Origin of the sequence: Bradyrhizobium sp. 195, assembly GCF_023101665.1 — a bacterium.
Taxonomy (GTDB): domain Bacteria; phylum Pseudomonadota; class Alphaproteobacteria; order Rhizobiales; family Xanthobacteraceae; genus Bradyrhizobium.
On sequence record NZ_CP082162.1, the window covers coordinates 284,183 to 303,034 of the forward strand.

General features: G+C 58.8%; 15 protein-coding genes and 2 pseudogenes. 10 read left to right on the forward strand and 7 right to left on the reverse strand.

What is annotated here, in order from left to right; all coding sequences use genetic code 11:
- Positions 1–68: 68 nt before the first annotated feature.
- Together IVB26_RS40105 and IVB26_RS40110 are read right to left on the reverse strand one after the other, a co-directional pair.
- Positions 69–440 (reverse strand): response regulator, encoded by a 372-nt coding sequence (locus tag IVB26_RS40105; protein WP_247973887.1) that lies wholly within the window; start codon positions 438–440, stop codon positions 69–71.
- Between the two features lie 92 nt (positions 441–532).
- Positions 533–1,696 (reverse strand): sensor histidine kinase, encoded by a 1,164-nt coding sequence (locus IVB26_RS40110; RefSeq protein WP_247973888.1) that lies wholly within the window; start codon positions 1,694–1,696, stop codon positions 533–535.
- Positions 1,697–2,033: 337 nt separating this feature from the next.
- Between IVB26_RS40110 and IVB26_RS40115 the strand changes: the two genes are divergently transcribed.
- The 4 genes and pseudogenes from IVB26_RS40115 to IVB26_RS40130 all read left to right on the forward strand — a co-directional run bounded on the left by IVB26_RS40115 (position 2,034) and on the right by IVB26_RS40130 (position 4,928).
- Positions 2,034–2,936 carry an alpha/beta fold hydrolase gene (locus tag IVB26_RS40115; protein WP_458309398.1) on the forward strand — a complete coding sequence of 301 codons (903 nt, stop codon included), beginning with the start codon at positions 2,034–2,036 and terminating at the stop codon, positions 2,934–2,936.
- Positions 2,937–3,315: 379 nt separating this feature from the next.
- Positions 3,316–4,098: pseudogene (locus tag IVB26_RS40120) on the forward strand (transglutaminase family protein); the annotation flags it as partial.
- Between the two features lie 218 nt (positions 4,099–4,316).
- Positions 4,317–4,589: a DUF1488 family protein gene (locus IVB26_RS40125; protein ID WP_247973890.1), complete on the forward strand. Its 273-nt coding sequence runs from the start codon at positions 4,317–4,319 to the stop codon at positions 4,587–4,589.
- 51 nt (positions 4,590–4,640) lie between these two features.
- Positions 4,641–4,928 carry a hypothetical protein gene (locus IVB26_RS40130; RefSeq protein WP_247973891.1) on the forward strand — a complete coding sequence of 96 codons (288 nt, stop codon included), beginning with the start codon at positions 4,641–4,643 and terminating at the stop codon, positions 4,926–4,928.
- 380 nt (positions 4,929–5,308) lie between these two features.
- On the opposite strand, the gene IVB26_RS40135 is transcribed toward IVB26_RS40130, so the two are convergent.
- The 3 genes from IVB26_RS40135 to IVB26_RS40145 all read right to left on the reverse strand — a co-directional run bounded on the left by IVB26_RS40135 (position 5,309) and on the right by IVB26_RS40145 (position 8,274).
- The gene (locus IVB26_RS40135) at positions 5,309–5,485 is read right to left on the reverse strand and encodes a hypothetical protein (RefSeq protein WP_247973892.1); all 177 of its coding nucleotides are present in this window, start codon (positions 5,483–5,485) and stop codon (positions 5,309–5,311) included.
- A gap of 547 nt (positions 5,486–6,032) precedes the next feature.
- Positions 6,033–6,863, reverse strand: a complete 831-nt coding sequence (locus IVB26_RS40140; protein WP_247973893.1) for a class I SAM-dependent methyltransferase — start codon at positions 6,861–6,863, stop codon at positions 6,033–6,035.
- Between the two features lie 544 nt (positions 6,864–7,407).
- Complete coding sequence (locus IVB26_RS40145) at positions 7,408–8,274, reverse strand: hypothetical protein (RefSeq protein WP_247973894.1); 867 nt, start codon at positions 8,272–8,274, stop codon at positions 7,408–7,410.
- A 329-nt stretch (positions 8,275–8,603) separates the two neighbouring features.
- On the opposite strand from IVB26_RS40145, the gene IVB26_RS40150 reads away from it, so the two are divergent.
- Complete coding sequence (locus IVB26_RS40150) at positions 8,604–10,115, forward strand: glucan biosynthesis protein G (RefSeq protein ID WP_247973895.1); 1,512 nt, start codon at positions 8,604–8,606, stop codon at positions 10,113–10,115.
- Entirely contained in the window at positions 10,103–12,217 is a 2,115-nt protein-coding gene (mdoH, locus tag IVB26_RS40155) for a glucans biosynthesis glucosyltransferase MdoH (RefSeq protein ID WP_247973896.1), read from the forward strand. The genes IVB26_RS40150 and mdoH overlap by 13 nt, the downstream gene beginning before the upstream one ends.
- A gap of 337 nt (positions 12,218–12,554) precedes the next feature.
- Here the strand turns inward: mdoH and IVB26_RS40160 are convergent, their stop codons facing one another.
- The gene (locus IVB26_RS40160; protein ID WP_247973897.1) at positions 12,555–14,525 is read right to left on the reverse strand and encodes an AI-2E family transporter; all 1,971 of its coding nucleotides are present in this window, start codon (positions 14,523–14,525) and stop codon (positions 12,555–12,557) included.
- A 1,599-nt stretch (positions 14,526–16,124) separates the two neighbouring features.
- Here IVB26_RS40160 and IVB26_RS40165 point away from each other — a divergent pair.
- Positions 16,125–16,355: a hypothetical protein gene (locus IVB26_RS40165; protein WP_247973898.1), complete on the forward strand. Its 231-nt coding sequence runs from the start codon at positions 16,125–16,127 to the stop codon at positions 16,353–16,355.
- Between the two features lie 596 nt (positions 16,356–16,951).
- Here IVB26_RS40165 and IVB26_RS40170 read toward each other — a convergent pair.
- The gene (locus IVB26_RS40170) at positions 16,952–17,185 is read right to left on the reverse strand and encodes a hypothetical protein (protein WP_247973931.1); all 234 of its coding nucleotides are present in this window, start codon (positions 17,183–17,185) and stop codon (positions 16,952–16,954) included.
- Between IVB26_RS40170 and IVB26_RS40175 the strand changes: the two are divergent.
- The 3 genes and pseudogenes from IVB26_RS40175 to IVB26_RS40185 all read left to right on the forward strand — a co-directional run.
- Positions 17,087–17,778 (forward strand): annotated as a pseudogene (locus IVB26_RS40175) (ROK family protein); the annotation flags it as partial. The gene IVB26_RS40170 and the pseudogene IVB26_RS40175 sit on opposite strands and share 99 nt — an antisense overlap.
- Before the next feature lie 336 nt (positions 17,779–18,114).
- On the forward strand, positions 18,115–18,276 hold the full coding sequence (locus tag IVB26_RS40180; protein ID WP_247973417.1) for a DUF2934 domain-containing protein: 162 nt from the start codon (positions 18,115–18,117) through the stop codon (positions 18,274–18,276).
- A gap of 19 nt (positions 18,277–18,295) precedes the next feature.
- Complete coding sequence (locus IVB26_RS40185; RefSeq protein WP_247973418.1) at positions 18,296–18,850, forward strand: hypothetical protein; 555 nt, start codon at positions 18,296–18,298, stop codon at positions 18,848–18,850.
- Positions 18,851–18,852 lie beyond the last annotated feature (2 nt).

Sequence of the window (18,852 nt, forward strand, 5' to 3'; positions counted from 1 at the left end):
AGTTTAGCTGGCTTGCTCAGCGGGGCACGCGATCCCTACGCAAGCCGGATACCCGATGGAGTGGTCAGTTACGTAGTTCCGGTCAGCTCCCGCAGAACCCCGACGACTTGGGCACTGCGATACGGTTTAGGCAAGAACACGCTGCCGGCCGGCAAATCGTCATCTTCGATGGGGACGTGACCGGAGGTCGCGACGATCTTGATCGGTGGCCAGCGGTCGCGGACGAACCGGGCAAGCTTCAACCCGTCCATCGAACCCGGCATCTGAATATCGGTGAAGACAACGTGTATGTCGGAGCGGGCTGAGAGAATGGCGATGGCTTCGTCGGCATTGACCGCCGGGATGACTTCAAAGCCGGCGTCTTCGAGCACCTCGACGGAATCCATCCGCAGTAGGAATTCGTCCTCGACGATCAATATGACAGGGCTTGAACGCGCCATTCCAGTGCAATCCTCCACGCTGGCAAGCGAGTTACCAAGATATTGTTCCTAAAGATCAAGCAGTTGCGTTTGGCCGGAAAACCCGCGAGCAGTTAGGTGCGAGGAAGTTGAATTGTGAACGTTGTGCCGGTCTTTTCGTCGGAAGTGACGGCGATCTCGCCGCCATGGGCTTCAACGATCAGCCTCGCGATGTAGAGGCCGAGCCCGAGATGGGCGCGGTCCCCCAAGTCCTGCACTTGGCCACGCATCCACGACTGGAAAATCGCCCTTTGGCTTTCAGCAGGTATGGCAGGACCGAAATTGTGAACGCTCACGACCAAAGTGAGGGGATCGTTGCCGGATATCGTCACCGAGACGGGTCTCATTCCGTCGCTGTATTGGACCGCGTTGCCCATCAGGTTGGACAGCACCTGTCCCATTCTTGCCGGGTCCCAAAGCCCATTTGGATCGCCTTCCTGAGTGACTGTGAGAGTTTGCTTTTCGTTGACGCTTCGCAGTTCGTCGGCGATTGCGTGACATAGCGACGCCATGTCGGTTTGGGACTTTGCGACCGGGATGTCGGTTCCGAAAGATGAGCGGGCGAGATCGAGGAGATCATCCAGAATTCGCGTCGCACGGTCCGTAGTCCGGACGAGATCGGAGACCACTTTGGCCTGCTTGGGATCCGATGTCCCAGACCGCTTCATCCATTGCGCTGCCATGGAAGCGGCGCCTATCGGGTTCCGCAGATCGTGGCCGAGGATGCCCAGAAACAGGTTTCGGGAGTTATTGATCGTTTTGGTGTAGTGGGCGACCGACTCCGTCACAGCCTGATCGATCGCTTCGTTGAACCGGGTCAGATCCGCCAGATCGGTGCTTTCAAGTCTCCTGTGGTGCGCCACCCATTGCTTGATCACGCTCGCCCGCAAGGCTCGATATTCCGAGACCATTTGATCGATGTCGAAGCCGTCCGCAAGGCGGAGGGCCGCGTGTATCTCTGCCGCGCTCTTGCGAAACAATCCGTCTCCGACGTCCATGCCGCGCGACTTGTCGACCTGTTCGGCCGGCGTTTGAGGAGACTCCAGGTCCGTGGCGATGAACCTGAGAATATCGACGATGTGGTCTTTGAGCGCGAGCTTCGACATCCCCTCGCTCGCCGGTGAACGCGTCCGCGCAAAATCGATCCATTCCTCGATGATGGCGGATTGGTTGTTGCGGATGAAATCCGCTAGGCGCTTATGGCGTTGGCCAGGGTCCTTAGCGTCCGGATTGCTCAAATCTGCACCATCGCTTGCTCCGCTTGGACCAAGCCTAACTCAGTTCTTTCGGGATTACTGCGCCGAATGCTTCGGCGAACCAGTCTTTTTGGTTCATGGAACCTCAGGAGGTAGGCGGGGCGTCAAATGTCCCACTTTGTGGAACGAAGCTACGACGCTGTTGTTCTAAACCCCTGCAACATTTCTCACTGTCCTGGGGCATCGTGCAGACCATTCAGAGGTGTTGCACATGGCTCCGAACCGAGACCGCCTACCGTCACGACCGTTCCAATTTGAGCGCAAGGCTTCGTTGCGTAGGCAACCCGTCATTACGATTGCCGCAGTAGCAGCTGTCGTTCTGGCCGCGACGGCCCTCATAAACCGGCAGCTTGCCAAGAAGGCGCAGCGCGATAATCCGCCCAAGGGGCAGTTCATTGAGATCGACGGGGTTCGGCTTCACTATGTGGAGCGCGGCAGCGGTCGGCCGCTCGTTCTCTTTCATGGCAACGGCAGCATGATTCAGGACTTCGAATCGAGCGGCCTAATCGATCTGGCAGCCAAAACGTATAGGACGATCGTGGTCGATCGCCCCGGCTTCGGACATAGCTCGCGCCCCCGGGACGTCGTCTGGACACCGGCGGTGCAGGCGGATCTGTTCAGGAAGGCGCTTGAGCGCCTCGGGGTCGAGCGCGCCATCGTTCTCGGACATTCTTGGGGAGCGGCGGTCGCGTTGGCACTAGCCACGAGGCATCCCTCGTTGGTAGAAGCACTGGTGCTCGCATCCGGGTACTACTATCCCTCCGCCCGCACCGACGCAGCGACCTCTTTGCCGTCGGCTTTGCCGGGGCTCGGCGATATCCTCAGCTACACTTTATCGCCGATTGCGGGGCGCCTGATGTGGCCGACGATGTTGCGCAAGATGTTCGGACCGAGCCAAGTCCCCCAGAAATTCGCCGGCTTTCCCATGGAAATGAGCGTGAGGCCGTCACAGATGCGCGCTGCCGCCGCGGAGGCTTCAATGATGGTGCCGTCCGCCTTCGTAGCATCGAAGGGTTATGGTGGACTGAAGATGCCGACGGTCATCATCGCAGGGGAAGGCGATCGGCTGATCGATATCGACAAGCAATCGGCCAGGCTGCACGATGAACTCAAGCAGAGCTCCCTGCGGCGTGTTGCCGGGGCAGGACACATGATCCACCAGTCGGCAACTTCGGACGTGATGGCGGCTATCGATGAGGCCGCGGTCCGGACGCTGCACTGAACCGTCGAACTTGGCGCCCGACCAAACCTCGACTTTTCGATCTAGAAGGTGAATTTCACCTGCATCATGCCACTTGCTCTAAGCACCGATTGGCGGTTGAGACAATCCTAGGGAGACCACGGCTTTTTTCCGATCTTCTCATCGACTCCAGGGCTCGCGGATCGAGGGCCATCCGGCCCTGAGACCAACCGCCAACACCCAGGGCAACCGAGGTCGGCTTCGGGTCACAAGCGGACCAATTCAGGCGTTCGCCGAAGGGGAGCAGAACGACATGTCCACTTCGGCCCATCTGGTGTTTTATTCCCGCAGCCTTACATAGAAGCCTGTCTGCATTGGATGGCCAACTAGGACATCAGCGTTGCTGCCAGCGGAGTTGTCCTTGATCACGTTGGAAATTCAGCATAGGACGACTTACCGCTTCAACGAGCCAGTAAGCCTTCTTCCACATCGCCTGATGCGGTCTTGACCTGGGCCAGTGATGTGTTCGGGAACGCAGTTTTCGGTGAAAGCCAGCAACTTGGTGATCTCCAGCGTTGCAAAGCTTGAGCTCGCGTCAGTTGAATGGCCCATTTTTGACATCGCGGTCTCGGCAGCATCCTACCCCTTCCTTTATTCCGATCATGATTGGACTGATCTAGGTGCTTTGGCCATTCCGCAGTTCCCAGACACCGTAGGGACTTTGCGAAACTGGGAACAAATGTTTGTTTGCGGAAGCCAGACTGACACATTAGCGCTGCTCAAGGACCTAAGCGTTGGCGTTTCTGAAGCAGCTCGATATCAGAGCCGTGACGAGGAGGGTACACAGACGCCGCTGGAGACTTTGAGCCGCGGCTGGGGCTCATGCCGGGATCTGGCGGTGCTGTTCACTGAGGCCGCCCGCGTATTGGGTTTCGGGGCCAGGATCGTTTCTGGCTATCTCTACAATCCGAACCAACAAAGAGTGGGCTCCGGTGGAACAGGATCAACGCATGCGTGGGCGGAGATCTTCGTACCGGGAGCAGGCTGGATTACGTTTGACCCAACAAACCGCAGCTTAGGCGGCTTCAACTTAATTCCCATCGCGGTAGCACGCGATATCCGCCAAATAGCGCCTGTATCTGGCAGCTACATCGGCGGCACCAATGCCTTCGCTGGGATGTCAGTTGAGGTTCTGGTCACCTCATTGCTCGCGACCGAGCAACTCCTTTGTTGCAAGCCAATTGTATCAGAGCAGCCCAGGGCTGCTCAACGGCGGGGATCAATCAAGTCCCCAATTGCAATTGCGCTGCAACAAGCGTTTGCTTTGCCCGCCTCTCGACATATAGGGACATCGCAGCAGCCGAGCAGCGATTTTTGAACAGCGCACGACGACACGCCTGCTAACCTGGATTGGACCGCCGTATGATCGAGTTTCCAAATCAAAGTCGCTCCTATGACCGGACGAGACGCGCAGTGCATTTCTGGGGATCAGACAGTGCGATTGAGGCATCGTTCTTCATTGAGGAAGACGCCTTGAGACGACTTCAATCGGGTGCCTGTCACGATGAAGCTGACTTCCTGAATGCGTTTGATCGCAATCGCGATGCGATCTGCGCTACAGCCGCAAAGGTTTATGTGCGCGGCAGCAGGGGCTCTTACGATCTTGTCGCCAGTCAATTCTCAAAAGGCGTCTGATGAACAATAAACCCAAGTCGCTTTTGGCCCGCGATTCCAGGAGTTGAATGGATGGGCAAATTCAAAATCACACTCGCACGCATTGAGATGATTTCGCCGAATGAGCGAGGTGAGGATATGGGTTTGACGTTTCGATTTGAGCGCGATCAAACCATTTTTACCTTACCGATCTTCCTCGACTCTCGTGAATTTGACGACACGGAAATGGTCAAGGTCGCCCGGAGCAAGCTACACGACGCTTTTCAACAGCTCTTCAGTCAATGCGAGGATTGGCAATTGTCGGATGACGAGCGCCGCGAGCTCGCAAGGCTCAACGTCCGGCCGGAAATACCGGTCTAATGAGCCGATTCGAAGTGCTTCCTACATCAAGATCTTCGTTGATGTGTGATGAGAAGCTAGGGCTTCGTCAGGCTGCTGGTCGGACCATGACGGCGGCCTCACTATCGAATGCACGGGCGAGCCCTCACGACCGCTCGCCTCGTGAACGGTCGAAGGTCCGCAAGGTTCAAGAGCAGACCTCGCCAGTTCTATCCCTTCAGCGCGTTTAACGACAAAGGGCCGCCAAAGGCGGCCCTCCCGGGTTTCAAACAATCCGAACTAAAAGTTACAGGCATCCCCGGATTGCCAAGTTTTCCCGACTATGCTGGCTCCGGCAAGAACATATGTGAATCGATACGGACGCCAGGCGGCTGTCTTGAAGCCCAGGCCCGTCCGCTCCCTCAGCGGCACCGGTACACTTCTCTCGGAACTGAAAAGCCCCGTCGTCTGATCTCATCCTCGATTTCTTCGATGAGCTTGAGCATTTCGAGACCATCCATGTCCTCACGCGCGGCTTGCCTAAGGCGCTCCCCGAGTGTCAGCTCAGTCTTCGAAAAAGGTCTGTAGCCGTTTTCCATCAACCGTCTCCATTCCTTAGGAGGCGGGAGCATTTCGGCTCTCAGTCACCGATAAAGGCCACGGACCATGCGGTGATACTGAAAATAGCACTGCGCCGATGACGTTGTCTGGACCAAAATTTAGGCACCCATTCACAGACGCTTATGTGCCGGCCTACTGCCTAGAGTCTGCGCACGATCAGAGAATTGACTCGCTCCCCGCCTTGGTCGTCAAGGCGGGCCCGCACGTGATGATTGTCGGGGATGCAGCACGTGAGATGCTCAGTCCCTATCCGCGCGATCTGGGCGTCAAGAACGCGACCCCGCCTTACGTCATGTTCCCCGGCAACCCCAATGAGCACCTGATGACCTCGGTGCACTCACAAGAGCTAACCACGGGCAGCGCGCGGCGAACGTCAGCTTGAAGCTCCAATGGCGTAAAGTCGAGTTGATCGGCTGCACGACGACACACGTTGCCATGTCGGAGTCGGGTCACAAGCGGCCCTCAGCGGGCATCACCGTGAAGGTCGGCTAGGGGCCAGAAGGCGACGTGAATTCAAAACAGCGATTACACCTTTCGAGCGATCAATTCGACGGGCGCGATCTTTCCGCCTGAGATGTTCGCAATCATGTTCTGAACCTTATCCGGCGTGTTCCTGCCCATCAAAATGTGAAGTCCCAAAGGTGGCGGGCCACCCGCTGCCGCGGTCCTGGCACGCAATTGGTCAAAGAACGCCAGCGCAAAGTCGCGTCGGTTCCGTTCGGCAACCACTGTGAAGCCCGCCTGTTGTAGCGCGTCACGGTATTCGGCGGGCTTGGCCACCGCGCTGGACGAAGCCGTCGTTGCCCACGGAACGGGATATGTAAGCTCGCCGTCGCCGGTCCTCATGACATCGTAGATCCCGAAAAGAGAGTTACCTTTTAGGACTCGATTGACCTCCGAGCAGAGCTTCATTTTATCATCAATATTCATTCCGACATGCAGCATATACGCGCGATCAAAGCTGCCGTTGGCAAAAGGCAATGCAAGCGCGCTTCCTTGATGCAGGAAGACGCGATCGTCAAGGCCAACCCATCCGCAAACTACCTTTGCGGTCTCAATGTACTCTGGCGTCAAATCGATACCTGTCACCTGGCAGCCGTAGCGGCTGGCTGCAAAACGTGCCGCTCCTCCGAGCCCGCATCCAACGTCGAGCGCGTGCCTTTCTGGGTTAAGCTCGAGTTGGTCGAGAAAATCTTCAGAAGCCTGACGGCCGCCAATGTGGAATTCATCTACCGGCGCGAGATCATCGACAGTTACCGAGTCTATCTTTTTTCCTAGCGACTCAATTCCCTTGCGGATCGCAGTGACCAGATCGCCATGCGTATAGTGTTGGGAAACATCCTGCTGCGTTGGCATTGTCCGTCCTCCGAAAAGGAGCGTCTGACATTAGCAGCGGGCACTTAATTGCGTAATGCGGCGAGAAGTCCGGTTTGGGTCAATCGCGTCAGTTAGGCCCTTCCCCATAAACTTCTGGTCTTCCCCTACTAGCGGACCCGTGACTCTAGCGCCTCTACAGCACCGATGAGCCACAAGCAGACCCCGGCCGGCTCTCCATCAGGGAGTGACCGCGTTGGCTCAGCTGCCAGGTACAGGATGTACCCAGTCGCTCAGGCATCCAAAGATAGACTCCAGCGAGCAGACACTCCGACGATCGAGGGTATTGCGGTCCCGAATCAGGCCTGACGGCGCCGCGGGCAACACGTCGAGTGTAGGTCTAGCAATCGCCGCCGCAGCCGCAGGTGCTTCCAGCGAAGGCCCCGCAGCCAACAAAGGGTGGCAAACACCAATACCGCGCTCAAAGCGCGCGACAGCCGGGTAGTCAGCGCAGAAGCATGATCAGGATAATCAGCGGGATCGGAATTCCGACGAGCCAAAGCAGAATGGGCATGGTTCTACCTCCTCAGTTTCTTGCCAGTGATGATTGAGCGGTCGCGGAGCGTTTCTTCCCCCATGTCCCGTCGCGAAGTCCGCCGCCTTCCATGGCGGCGAGGGTCGCGGAAAATGCACCGATAAACAGTGACAGCGTCAGCCAAATGGCCGTTTGCATCGCGGCCTTGCGAGCGGCATCGAGGTCGGCCTGGGCTTGAGTCATGACGTCGTTCACGCGCTTCTCGGCATCGGCCTGGCTGAGGCCAGTGCGCGCGGCCACCACTTTAGCAATGTAGGCCTTGTCGTTCGCGTTCACATTGCTTCCACTGCGGAAGCTGGCCGTCAACAAACGCACCATCTCCGGCCGCAGATCGGACTGTCCTTGTGCCTGTGCGGACGGATCGTTGGGACGCAGTAGCGTGTCGACGTAACCCGCCATTGGTTCGGAAATTGCCGCGCTTGCCGCGCCCTGGGCGGCGCCGCCGAGGGCATTGCCGAGAAGCGTGCTGGCAGGCGAGGCAAGCAGCACCGCTCCGAGCACGGACGCGACGGCCCAGACCAGAAAGCCATGGGCAGTATCCCTGAACTGGACCTCGGTCGTGTGGACGCCGATCCACTTCGTCCGGAGACGTCCGGCAAGATAGCCGCCGATCGCGGACGACAACATTGCCATTACGATGAAATAAAGACCGGTACCGATCTTGAACGTCGTGGCCGACACTCCGGAATTGCCCCACGGCGACACGACCGCGAAGCCCATGCCCATGCCGAAGGATAGCAGGACGAGGGTAATAGCGAGCGAAGCCGCCGCGCCCGCCAATACGGCCGCCCAGGACACGCCGGCAACCGATGGTTCGACGATCTCCCCTGCCGCCGTCCGCGCGAATCCTTCTGCCATCTCGCTTCCTTCCGTGGGTCGTTGATGCCCAAGAAATGCGCTGCTTGGCGGTAAGTTCCTCGGATGAAACCAGGAAGCCTGGGGTTAGCGAGAGCAGCCAGAAGCCCAGGATAACAGAGAGGGTGGGAACGCTTCTCAAAAGAAGTCATGCGGGCTGGCGGAGAATAGCCATGCCGGTGGGAATCTCGCGAGCCATTCGCCGTCGGGAAGGACTGCTCTCCTCGCCAACTCCGTCCGCTCGCGTTCGCGCCGAGGTGGCCGACCAGTGGAACTCGCGAGCGCGACCGTCGTTTGCTTGGCCGCGGCAGGAGCAACGAGTAGGAGAGCACGTGAACCGACGCCAGCTTGTTCAAGGGTCGGCGGTGCTGCCGGCATTGCTGATCGCCTCGCGAAGCGGCTCCGCCGCTGCGGGCCCGTCGGATGACGCTTTCGGGCCGTCCATCGTGAGGGACTTGGCCCGCAAGCTGGCCGGCAAACCGTACGAGGCGCCGGACGAGAAGCTGCCGAGCGGCTTGAAGGACCTCGACTACGATCAGTACCGTTCGATCCGATACCTGCCCGAGCGAGCACTCTGGCGCGGCAAGAATGTTCCGTTCGAAGCCCAGTTCTTCCATCGCGGCTTCTTCTACAAGAACAGGGTGACCGTCTTCGAGGTCGCGGACGGAAAGGCAACCGAACTCAAGTACCGCAAAGCGGATTTCTCCTTCGGCGAGAAGGTCCCGACGTTCGAAGAGGCCGACCTCGGCTTTGCCGGCTTCCGCGTACACGCGCCGATGAACCGCGCCGACTATTACGACGAAGTCTGCGTCTTCCTGGGCGCAAGCTATTTTCGCGCCGTCGCCAAAGGACAGACGTACGGGCTTTCCGCCCGGGGGCTTTCCATCGATACCGGCGAGGCCAAGGGCGAGGAGTTTCCGCTCTTCAAGGCTTTCTGGCTCGAGCGGCCTGCGCCTGGCGCGACCTCGCTGGTGATCCACGCTCTGCTCGACAGCAAGAGCTGCGCAGCGAGCTACCGGTTCACGGTGCGGCCGGGGGACACGACGGTCTTCGACGTCGAGATGTCGGTCTACCCGCGCGTCGAGATGCAGCGGGCCGGGCTCGCGCCGATGACCAGCATGTTCTTCTACGGTCCCAACGACCGCAACGACATCGACGATTTCCGCCCATCGGTCCACGATTCCGACGGGCTTACGGTCTTCAACGGCAAGGGCGAAAGCCTGTGGAGGCCGCTCAGCAATCCCCGTGATCTCCAGATCAGCACCTTTCAGGATCTCAATCCGCGCGGCTTCGGCTTGATGCAGCGGGAGAGAAACTTCTTCGCCTATCAGGACATCGAATCCAGCTTCGAAAAACGCCCAAGTCTCTGGATGGAGCCGATTGGAGATTGGGGCGAGGGCGGGGTCATGCTGTTCGAGATCCCGACAAAGGAGGAGGTCCACGACAACATCGCCGCATTCTGGCGGCCGAAAAATCCGCTGCAATCCAAGGGCGAGCACAACTACACCTATCGGCTGCATTGGGGGCCGGACAGTCCCAAGGCGCACTCGCTTGCCAGGTTCACGCGAAGCGGGATCGGGGCGAGGGGCGAGGACGCGCGCCTCTTCGTCCTTGACCTGGTCGGCGACAGCCTGAAGGGCGTCGATCCTGCGGGGGTCAAGGGCGTGGTGACGGCGGAGAAGTCCGAAGTGAAGAACATCGTCACGCAGCCCAATCCTTACACCGGTGGTTGGCGGCTGAGCTTCCAGTGCCAAGTGAAGGGGGAGCCAATCGAGCTGCGCGCGTTTCTGGCCGAAGGCGACAAGCCGCTGTCGGAAGTCTGGGTCTACCGATGGGCACCCTGAGCACGGCACCGCGGCCGATCGCCGGCGATATCGCGACCCAGCGGCTGCTACCGCGCGAATCTCCGCTTCCGATGGCTCCTGGCGATCTGGGAAAGAGCCGCGCGTTGGACCGAGTTCCTGAGCCGGTCGCCACCACCATGGCTTGGCGGCGCGGCCTCATCCTCCTCTCGACGGCGGCGCTGACGGCGGCCGGCGGGTACGAGATGTATCGCGTGCTGGAGGTCGGCGGCGTTACCGTTCTCGAAGCCATGGTGCTTGTCCTTTTCTTGGTCCTGCTCGCTTGGGTCGCCTTTTCCTTCTCGTCCGCGCTGGCAGGCTTCTTTGTGCTGCTGAGCCGTTCGCACCCGGCACCTAGTGTGGAACTGCCCGTGGTCGCAAGCCGCACCGCCATGCTGCTTCCAACCTATAACGAAGACCCGCACCGCTTGACGGCCCGGCTTCGCGCGATCATCGAATCCTTGGAGGCAACCTCGCACGGAGAGCTGTTCGACTGGTTCGTTCTGAGCGACAGCACCGATCCGGACATCTGGGTCGCCGAGGAAAAAGCGCTGCTCGCGCTGCGCCATGCCGTCGGAACGCCTCGGCTGTACTACCGTCACCGCGCCGACAACACCGCGCGCAAAGCCGGCAATATTTCCGAGTGGATCACGCGGTTCGGCGGCGTGTACGACTTCATGATCGTGCTCGACGCCGACAGTCTCATGAGCGGGCAGACCATCGTGCGGTTGGTCCATGCCCTGGAGACCAATCCGACGGCGGGGCTCGTCCAGACGCTTCCCATGATCGTGAATGCGCGAAGTCTATTCAGCCGCGTCCAGCAATTCGCGGGCCGCCTGTACGGTCCGCTGATCGCGGCCGGCGTCGCCTGGTGGCACGGCTCAGAAGGCAACTACTGGGGACACAACGCGATCATCCGGGTGAGGGCGTTCGCCGAAGCGGCCGCGCTGCCGCAGCTTCGGGGTCGGAAGCCGTTCGGCGGGCACATCCTTAGCCACGATTTCGTCGAGGCCGCGCTGATGCGGCGGGCCGGATGGGGCATCTACATGCTGCCGACGCTGGACGGAAGCTACGAAGAGGTGCCGCCCTCTCTGCTCGATTTCGCGGCGCGCGACCGCCGCTGGTGTCAGGGCAATCTTCAGCATCTGGCCGTGGTGCCTGCCCGAGGCCTCCATTGGGTGTCGCGCCTGCATTTCATGGTGGGCATCGGTGCGTATCTCACTGCGCCTTTGTGGTTGCTTTTCCTGCTGCTGGGAATGTTGATCTCGCTGCAGGCGCGTTTCGTGCGTCCAGAGTATTTCCCGAAAGGCTTCTCGTTGTTTCCGACTTGGCCGGCCCAGGATCCCGTGCTCGCCATCTGGGTGTTCGTCGCCACCATGGGGCTGCTGTTGTTGCCAAAGCTGCTCAGCCTGGTCTTGCTTTGGACGCGGCGGTCGGTGTCACGTCAATTCGGCGGCGCATTCCGGGCCTTGGCCGGAGTTCTTGCGGAGATCGTCGTCTCGGCCTTGATGGCACCGGTGATGATGATCTTCCAGTCGATCGCGGTCGTCGAGATTCTGGCCGGGCGCGACGCGGGTTGGCAGACTCAAAGGCGGGACGACAGCACGGTAGAGCGCGGGGAGCTCTACCGAAAGTACGGCATCCCGACCTTGTGCGGTATTGCGATGGCGGTAAGCGCATACGCATTTTCACTGCCCCTTCTGCTCTGGATGTCGCCGGTCATCATAGGGCTGCTGTTCGCCGTACCCATCGGGGCCCTTACGGCCAGGCCCGCGCCTGGCACACTCTTTGCCACCCCTGAAGACCGCGAGCCGCCTGCGGTGCTGCGCCGGGCCAACGAGTTGAGCGCTGGGGCGGAGGTTGGTATCAAACCCGCTCTGGTGCAGCTTCGCGAAGCCCCCGAGCTGCTGGCGTTTCACGTCGCTCAGTTGCCGCCTCCTCGCGCCGCCCGGCCCGACACGGTCGACGTCAACCTTGCGGTCGGCCGTGCACGGGTGGATGTGAGCGAGACGTTCGAGGAGGCCGCCGCGCATCTGTCTTCGCGGGAGGTGCTTTCGTTCTTGAATGACGGTTCGGCGCTGTCGGCGTTGTTGCAGAAGCGATGAACATCCTCTGGATTGGCGACCCGGCCTGGGCTCGAACCAGGATAGGAAGTAGTGCGCTACTTCTGCGTTGAGTTCCGCTTCCGCCAGCGCCGAGCTGATCTCACCCCATGCTGGAAACCCTTGGTGCAGATTGGCGTCTTGGGTCGTTAGCAGGCACCTAGGCTGGGGACGCACAATAGGTGTCGAACGGGACTCTAAAACTTAAGCCGCGTACCGGTGGACGAATGTTAGACGGCCGTAACGCCTAAGGGACACGTTGGCGATAAAAATCTGTTGCCTATGCTATGGCAAGCAATATTCAAGTTGACGCATGAGTAGGCGTCCGGCCGCCCGCCTTCTAAGCTGCCGTCGAAGTTGAAACGTTACCTTCAAGGGTCGTTGGCGATTCTTGCCAGCCTGTTGACTCGATGCATAGTTTAAGTGCTCCCCCCAGGCTGGCGGCTGCCAAATCGGCTTTCGCTCCTCCCCGAAGATTTTCTAGCACCGCCGGATCGATGTCCCTCATCCAGCAGCCCAAAATGATCGTAGCTTCCGGCAATTTGCGACGAAGACGTCGGACCGAGTAGCGCATGCGAGCCGGGCCATTGGCGTCCATGTAGACGATACAGACGATCGCTACGCCGGCGGTATCCAGCCGAAAGAGGTTCGCCGTTGACAAAGCTTCGCTACCCTCTACGCGCGACGGCAAGCCATGCGCCGTCGTAAGTTGGCCTAGCATAATCGCAGCAGCTTCATCGATCGGACTGCGTCCAGCCAAGCATAAGACGGGATGTTCGCCTTGCCATTGCGAAGGGAGATCTTGCTTGCGGAGGACCGGCAAATTTTCAAAAGGTGCATCTTCAGCCACGGTCTCCAGCGCAGATGCCGCTTCTACATCGTTGGTAGGCTTGCTCTTTGGCGGCGGGCGATCATCCCTTTCCGAAAGGTTATTCGTGAATTCGATGACAGAATCCTTGATCTTAATAAGACGCTCCGGATCTAGAGCACCGCGCTCGGCATCCGCCTGAGCCAGCTGCAATCCTTTCAAAGCGACCTCGTCATAATAGGAGCTTAGGGATCGCTCCTTCAAAAACTCCTCCGCCTTCTCGGACGCTTCAGTAGGATCTCCAGCAAGCATCCGCTGGTAAAAAATCTCGGGTGGAGAGAGCGCGGGTCGATCACCAAACATGACGTCGAGAAATTCCAGGCGTTCGACGTGGCGTCCTAGTACGACCAAACAAACGGTGAGGGGCGTGGCCAGGACGAGGCCAATCGGTCCCCAGAGCGCCGTCCAGAACGTTGCAGATGCCACCACTGCGACCGGTGAGAGACCGGTGCTGTGTCCATAGACCATGGGTTCGACAACATGTCCTACAATCGGTTCGACTACGATAAACAGCGCAACCGTCCACAGCAGCATCGACCAGGTCGGATCAACGGCAACTGCCAAAACGAGAGGGAACGCGGCGGCAATAACTGCTCCTATATACGGTACAAAGCGCAAGACAGCTGCCAGGATCCCCCACAGAATCGCGCTTGGAATGCCGATCAGCCAAAGACCCGTTCCAATAACGATGCCGAAGCTTCCGTTCAGCAACAGCTGCGTCAGGAACAGTCGGCTGAGGCGGCGCGCCGCGTCATCAAGGGCAGCTGTAGTCCGATGTAGATCCTGCGAACCCGCCAGACGGATTAAACGATTACGCAGGTCCTCGCGCTGAAGCAAAATAAAGATAACGAAAATGACAATGATGCCCGTAGTCGCAAGCGGATGAAGTAGTGGTGAAATCAGGCTTTGCAAACTTTCTAACGCACCGGGATCTGGCTGGAGAACCTCCACTGGTAGAGGCTTAGGCATTGCTCCTTTGGCGCCTGTGCCTGGCGCCAACGCGCTTGCGCCTTCCTTGGGCTTGTCCAGTTCCTTGCTCAGGTCTTTCAACATGCCAGATGCACGTTCAAGCGTACCCCGTCCCGCGGTTGTGTCGCGAAATGATTGGATCTTCTCGCTGATTGTAGACTGGTATCGCGGCAAATCGCCGGCCAGCTGCGCCAACTGGGTGGCAAGCAGACTACCCATCGCGAATATGAATGCGAAGGCGATTATGACCACGCTAACAACGGCCAGCCCACGCGGAATGCTCAGTCGCTGAAGCAGAACAACCAGAGGCGCCAGCACGAAGCTTAACAAGATAGCCAGCGCGACCGGAATGATGATCTCTCGACCGAAATACAGCACCATCACGATCATTGCAGCGAGGACAGCTGTTGCCACCGCGCTCAGTAAAGCAATCAGCTCTTCCTGTGTTCGTGCTTTGAAGGACGGATTAATCACAGCTCCTCGCTAACTCGGCAAGTGACCCGCTAAATGCAGTTTACGTTTCGGAGCGGGGCGTGCGATATTGCGGCATCTATTCGCCAAGACGTATTGGAGAGCGCATCCCGGTGGCGCTGCAGCCATCTATGCAGTGCACCCTGAACGCGCAGAAAATTTCCAACCCGAGTATTGTTGCAGCGCAATCAACCGTCGCTTGTCAGGTTAGTTCCAGCACGCATAGAAGATTGACAAACGACGCAGGCGTCGCCAAAGGCGGAATTGAGAGCGGGCATCACCTGGACGAAGCATCCGCCTAGAGGGGCCCGAGCGTCGCTGCCATGCCGTGCGCGTCGTTCCCCCCGAAGCCGAGCTTAGGCTTAGCGCAAGGGATGGTGGAATAGAGGACGCGCCTGCTAAGGAGCCCTAATCGTCCCAGATGCGCTGGCCACTGGCATCGATACAGTCGGACCGTCCGGCCGGTGCGAGTGTCCAGCATGGATTGAGCTACGCGCGGCGGGGCGGCGCAAATGGGCAGCGAGGACCAGGGTCTTGGGGCTGCTATTATTGTTGCCTTGGCAGCTCGACTTCGTTGTCGTTTGTCACACCGAACCCCGTGACGAGGTTCCTAAGTACCAAAGTGTACATACGGCGCAATAGCATAGGCTAATCGGGTCTAGGCTCCCAAACGGCCCAGCGCTGGCAAACATTGTCACAGGCGCAGCCGGCGGTCCGGAGACCCCCAACGTCCGCTTTGGGTCAAAACCGGCAATGCTCTGACTGAGCAGAGGATTTCTGCTTAGCCACCAGCAGCCGACTTCTGCGCCTCAGCCTCGGCCAGCGCGCGATCGACCAGCGACTCGACGAACGAGGCGACCAACAGCCCCGCATCGCGGCGGCCCGCTCCAGGGCCGCCCTGCGCGAATATGGAATCCGAATCCCGATCGGGAAATTATTCTCCGAATTGCCGCTCATTCGCTGCCGCTTTCGCACGCCGAAGGGCGCGCAAACGTCGACGATCGCGGTCGTAATCGGTCTGCGGGACTGTCTTGATCCACTCTTCCGCGCGCGCTGCTCCCGTTCTTTCAATGCAGCCCCATCGGCAGTCAACCGGGCTGCACGAAGCCGGGCACCGTAACGACCATGTTTTAGGACGCCCAGCTCACATGGAATTTGCAATGGCATCCGGGCAACGGGAGCAACGCCCAGGCGTGCATCCCCAACGGGCCTCCAGTATCAGCTAGCCACGCGCCAGCTCCGCGATGGCTCGGTGGAGCTTGTATTTCAATGTGCCGAGCGCAGATCAACTCGCCGTCCCCGGCCGGTGGCGCAAGAACGGTCAGTTCTTCAGGCGTTCTTCGCAGTGATCGCAAGGGATTTCGAGCATCTGCCGTGGCGGAATTCAGTAGGCTCTTCACACTCGACTGCCGCGCAAGAATTTGATCAAACTCCAAATTCACGGCCGAGCTTGCGCCGCTCGTTCCTAATCCGGAACAGGATGAAGAACTCCCGGACGTTGCACATTTACAACCCGCACAGCCAAGCGAGATACTAAGCTCGTCCCTACTGAGACAACCGAAACATATTTCTTGTTTAGTTCATACGAACTGCGGGGCAAAAATGTTTGATGTCTATCGCAATGACGAGCGGGACTTGCTCGTTCTAAGTACAGGCTCTGCCGTACCCGTGCTTTACCCTGCACATAAGTGGCGCAAGAGCAGAAAACGCGTTCTCAAGGTCAGCGATGAAATCAAGTCAGCTGTTCAGGCACGAGGCTATTACCTTCGTCGCCCCGTCCAACCGCGCCAGCCCAGCCTGTCACGACGATGTCCTCCTCGATCTGCCGGATAGTACCCGTGCAGTCGATCCCGGTGCACCGTTGAGGTTTGTGATAAGTTTCCGGCGCTGGATCCGAAGCTCATCGAGAGACTTCTGGTCCTTGAGCGAAACGTATCCCTCCACGATCAGCCCACTCGCTCCTGACATCTCCCGTACCCCAAGCCTCATTCATACCTTCAAGCTGCAATCACGCGCCCGGAGTTCGTTTAAAACAACTCCCCTCCGCAACTCGTGCGCAGCAGCCGTCAAATGCGAGCCCACGACTAGACCGAGCCGCCTTAACGTTAGGAGAGCAACGGGGTCACAGAGTTCGATAGAAAGTCCCGCTCCCAATACCGCAATAGCGCGTTGCTCATTCGCGTCGAGATCAGCCCATGAGATGCTTTCCATCGTGCGCCATTTGCCCCGGGGGACAATCTCAAAACCCGAACGCGTGCCTGATTTGCCGCAGCATAGGCATGGCCGCGTCGGTGTATCGAGCGTTGGTTAGGTATTGATCCAGTTGCGCTGTACTAATTAGCGCCACAACTGCCACCGTGAAGCCCTTAAACATTGGGGCTTCTCCTGAAAGAGACCGCCAACCGGGCGTGTCGAAGTATCAAACCGTTCTAGAATGCGCTGCCCCATATGGCGACACCCATATGTAAATGGTGACAGGGACTAGTAACCAAGACCTTAATGGTGCGCGACATCTGGATGCGCGCGCCGCGCGGGATGCGGGCGGAGGCGTTGCAGCGGCCAATGGCGGCTTTCGAGACAGCCGACTTGGCGAACTCGCCATCGCACGCGCCGAAATCCTCCTCAAGGCCAACAACTTCAAGCTCGAGACGGTCCCGATCCATTCTCACCCGGATGACGCGTGTCTTATCGGCGCACTTTATCTCGCTCGCTTCCTGGATCTTCGAAGCTCACGATTCCATCCTTGCCGTTGACATCGGAGGTACGAACATCCGCTGCGGCGTTGTGGAAACACGACGTAAAAAGGCGCCGGACCTCTCCAAGGCATGCGTGTGGAAGTTCGAACTGTGGCGTCATGCCGACGACGAGCCGTCCCGTGAGAACGCCGTGAAAACGCGCTATCAAGATGCTCAAAGAACTGATCGCGAAGGCGGAAGACGAGGGTTTCAAGCTCGCGCCGTTCATCGGCATCGCGTGCCCAGGCGTCATCCAGAGCGACGGCTCGAACAAGAAGGGCGCGCAAAACTTGCCGGGGAACTGGGAGAGCAGCAGGTTCAATTTGCCAGTTTGTCTCGCTGAAGCGATCCCTCAGATCAGGGAGAACGACACGGCCGTCATCATGCACAACGATGGCGTCGTGCAGGGGCTGTCTGAGGTCCCATTCATGCAGGACGTGAGGCGTTGGGGCGTACTGACGATCGGCACCGGCCTCGGCAACGCCCGCTTTACCAACCGCAATGGAAAAGGCGAACGCTGAGATTATCGAGAGAACGTGGCCTCTATCTCGGCTGAAATGAGGGGCCGATCCTTGGCCGGGTTGTGGATCGGGGTCTTGGAGGAGACCAAGATCAGCATGTCAGGAAGCAGGTCGGCGTAGGCCGCGGTCAGCACCGCGATTTTCTCGGCCCCCAAGGCGACTTTTTGCCGCTTATAAGGCGAGGTTTCAACGGAGGAACCTCGCTGACTTCGCGGGTTTATCACCGGAGATAAGGAATACGCGCTGGCGAGCGGAAATACGGCTGTGGTAGCAGGCCGCCCAGCGCGTCGCTGATGGCTAACCCCACGATCCCTATAGAGTTGAAGGAGGCACGTGGTGACCCAACCGACTGAAAAGGAACTCGAGAAGCGCGCCTATGAGATATGGGAGCGGAGCGGCAAACCCGAAGGCAGGGAGGAAGACTTCTGGCAGTTGGCGGAGCAGGAGCTGCGAAACGAGGATAAGTCATCTCCCCTCCGCACTCCAGACAGCCTGTAACAGAAGACGTGATTACCAGATGTCTCATTCCGCAGCAGCAGAAGCCGTATTGCTGTACTTTGTGATGCCCCTTTGGCTATTGGCGGGCTTTGCTGATTACCTCTGCCATCGCGCTTCTCGGATTGAGATCACGAGCGGTTATAAGGAAACTCTGCTTCATCTGTTGATGTTGATCGAGCTGGCGATACCGCTGCTGGCGGCGATTTTTTTTGAAATCAACGCTCTTATTATTGCGGCTATGATCGCGGGCTTTATTGCGCATCAGCTGACAGCCCTCTGGGACACAACGTTCGCCAGCCATAAGCGCCTCATCACGCCCGTCGAACAGCAGGTCCATAGCTTTCTTGAACTGATGCCGCTCATGGCGATGCTTATCGTCATTATCTTGAACTGGCCGCAATTTCTTAGCCTTTGGGGGTTGGGTTCTGAGCCCGGACATTACGAACTCGTCCTGAAGCGAGAGCCATTGCCTTGGATGTACGTGGCGACGTTCTTATTCGCAGTCTTGCTGTTTGAAGTCCTTCCCTACATGGAGGAATTCATTCGAGGCTTGCGGTCGCGGAAGAGGGCTTAACT

Bases quoted from the DNA above. Each gene is read 5' to 3' on its own strand.
- IVB26_RS40105 (WP_247973887.1), bottom strand. From the start codon at position 440: ATGGCGCGTTCAAGCCCTGTCATATTGATCGTCGAGGACGAATTCCTA.
- IVB26_RS40125 (WP_247973890.1), top strand. From the start codon at position 4,317: ATGATCGAGTTTCCAAATCAAAGTCGCTCCTATGACCGGACGAGACGC.
- IVB26_RS40130 (WP_247973891.1), top strand. From the start codon at position 4,641: ATGGGCAAATTCAAAATCACACTCGCACGCATTGAGATGATTTCGCCG.
- IVB26_RS40135 (WP_247973892.1), bottom strand. From the start codon at position 5,485: ATGGAAAACGGCTACAGACCTTTTTCGAAGACTGAGCTGACACTCGGG.
- IVB26_RS40140 (WP_247973893.1), bottom strand. From the start codon at position 6,863: ATGCCAACGCAGCAGGATGTTTCCCAACACTATACGCATGGCGATCTG.
- IVB26_RS40145 (WP_247973894.1), bottom strand. From the start codon at position 8,274: ATGGCAGAAGGATTCGCGCGGACGGCGGCAGGGGAGATCGTCGAACCA.
- mdoH (WP_247973896.1), top strand. From the start codon at position 10,103: ATGGGCACCCTGAGCACGGCACCGCGGCCGATCGCCGGCGATATCGCG.
- IVB26_RS40165 (WP_247973898.1), top strand. From the start codon at position 16,125: ATGTTTGATGTCTATCGCAATGACGAGCGGGACTTGCTCGTTCTAAGT.
- IVB26_RS40170 (WP_247973931.1), bottom strand. From the start codon at position 17,185: ATGGATCGGGACCGTCTCGAGCTTGAAGTTGTTGGCCTTGAGGAGGAT.
- IVB26_RS40185 (WP_247973418.1), top strand. From the start codon at position 18,296: ATGTCTCATTCCGCAGCAGCAGAAGCCGTATTGCTGTACTTTGTGATG.